At 52.6% G+C, this 2327-nt stretch carries 2 protein-coding genes; both read left to right on the forward strand.

The window, feature by feature from the left end; all coding sequences use genetic code 11:
• Positions 1 to 278: 278 nt before the first annotated feature.
• Positions 279 to 1208 (forward strand): quinolinate synthase NadA, encoded by a 930-nt coding sequence (gene nadA / locus WBV27_RS10605; protein WP_424201902.1) that lies wholly within the window; start codon positions 279 to 281, stop codon positions 1206 to 1208.
• Positions 1195 to 2327 (forward strand): L-aspartate oxidase (locus WBV27_RS10610; protein WP_424201904.1); only part of this gene is annotated, 1133 nt, incomplete at its 3' end. The genes nadA and WBV27_RS10610, both read left to right, overlap by 14 nt.

Raw genomic sequence — 2327 nt, forward strand, 5'->3', positions numbered from 1 at the left:
TGAACGACTACGATACTCGTTGGACGGATGAAATCGCGATAATCAAAATTCAGCTCCGGTGAAGAGTGCGCTCACCGGAGGAAACCATCGAGGTTCGGCAGCAACTTCGACGACGTTGCACTCATCGGAGTACATCAGCGGAATTGTTGGCCTAGCTCCGGTGTAGCCCCGCTCACCGGAGTTAGTCACCTTTCCACCCCAAAAAGCTGTCTTGACACCTGTAAAGTTACGTGATATAGTCATTTTCATTAAACTATCATAAAAAAGGGGTCGCAACAATGGATGAACTTACGGAAAGAATATTGCAGCTGAAAGCAGAAAAAGATGCCGTCATTCTCGCACACTACTACGTTCCTGGAGCCGTTCAAGATATCGCAGATTTTATCGGGGATTCGTACTATTTGAGCAAAATTGCAGCACAGGTCACGGAAAAAGTGATCGTTTTCTGCGGCGTCGCCTTCATGGGCGAAAGCGCGAAGATGCTGAATCCGGATAAAGTCGTCCTGATGCCCGATCTGAAGGCGGATTGCCCGATGGCCCACATGGTCAAAATCCGCGACATCCAGAAAATCCGCGAAACTTACGAAGACGTGGCTGTTGTCTGCTACATCAATTCCACCGCCGAAATCAAGGCGCACGCCGATGTCTGCGTCACTTCATCAAATGCGAAAAACGTCATCGCCGCCCTTCCCAACCACTATATCTACTTCATTCCCGACGAGCACCTGGGCAGATACATTTCCCATCAGCTTCCCGAGAAATCGTTCCTCTTCAATGACGGTTACTGCCCGATCCACACCAGCATCCGCGTTGTTGATGTCCTGAAGATGAAACGCGACCTGCCGCAAGCCGAAATTCTGGCGCATCCGGAATGCAAGGAAGAGATCCTTGATTTGGCGGACTTTGTCGGCAGCACGTCTGACCTCGTTGCTTATACCGAAAAGAGCCCATCCCAAGATTTCATCATCTGCACGGAAATCGGCGTCATCCATGAAATGAAAAAACGTTCTCCGGGCAAAAAATTCCGTGCCCCTTCCGTTGGACAGGTCTGTCCCGACATGAAGCTGAACACCGTGGAGAAAATCATCTATGCTCTGGAAACTTTCGAACCTGCTGTGGAAATGGATGAATCGTTGCGTACAAAAGGACTGCAACCGCTGGAACGGATGATGAAGTTGGCCGAGGTGAAGACCCATGCGCAACTATGATGTCCTTATCGTCGGAACCGGTGTTGCAGGACTCTTCGCAGCCCTCAACCTCAGCATAGACAAAAAAATCCTGATTGTCACCAAGGGTACTTTGGAGGAGAATGATTCCTTCCTTGCCCAGGGCGGCATCTGCGTCCAGCGCGACGAATCGGACTTCGAGCCTTTTTTTGAGGACACATTGCGTGCCGGCCACTACGAAAACAACGAAGCAGCCGTTTCAGCCATGATCCGCTCCTCGGGGGAAATCATCGGCGATCTGATCGATTTGGGCGTCGCCTTCGACAAAAAGGGAGACGGCTTCTCCTACACCAAAGAAGGCGCCCACTCCAGAGCCCGGATCCTGCACTGCAAAGATATGACCGGCAAGGAAATCAACAGCAAACTGATTGCCCGGATCAAAGAACAGAAAAATGTGTCCATTCTGGAAAACAGCACGCTTGTCGATCTTTTGGTTGCCGACGGCCGTTGCCACGGCGTGGTGCTCCGCGACCAGTCCGGAAAGTTATCCAACATCTATGCCGAGAACACGCTGCTTGCCACCGGCGGCATCGGCGGCCTGTTCAGCAAATCGACCAACTTCGCGCATTTGACAGGCGACGCCATCGCAGTTGCACTGAAGCATAGCGTCCGCGTCAAGGACATGGATTATGTTCAGATCCATCCGACTTCGTTGTATACCGGCCGTTCGGGGAGAGCCTTTCTGATGTCGGAATCGCTACGTGGGGAAGGCGCCATCCTCGTCGGCAAAGACGGCCAGCGTTTCGCTGATGAACTTTTGCCGCGCGACTTGTTGACGAAAGCCATCTACACCCAAATGGAAAAGGACCGCTTGCCTTATGTCCGGATGTTCCTGAAAGACCACGTGGAAGGATCGATCTCCGAAAGGTTCCCGGGCATCCACGCCCACTGCCTGCAGGAGGGCTATGATCTGGCCGAGGACTATATCCCGGTCGTGCCCGCCCAGCATTACTTCATGGGCGGCATCGAAGTCAATCTGCAGAGCAAGACTTCACTGGCTAATCTGTATGCCGCAGGGGAAACGAGCTGCAACGGCGTGCACGGGAAAAACCGACTGGCGAGCAACTCGCTGTTGGAAAGCTTGGTGTTCAGCAAACGCGC

The sequence above is a fragment of the Trichococcus sp. genome (genome assembly GCF_049589555.1).
In the GTDB taxonomy this organism is placed as follows: Bacteria; Bacillota; Bacilli; order Lactobacillales; family Aerococcaceae; genus Trichococcus.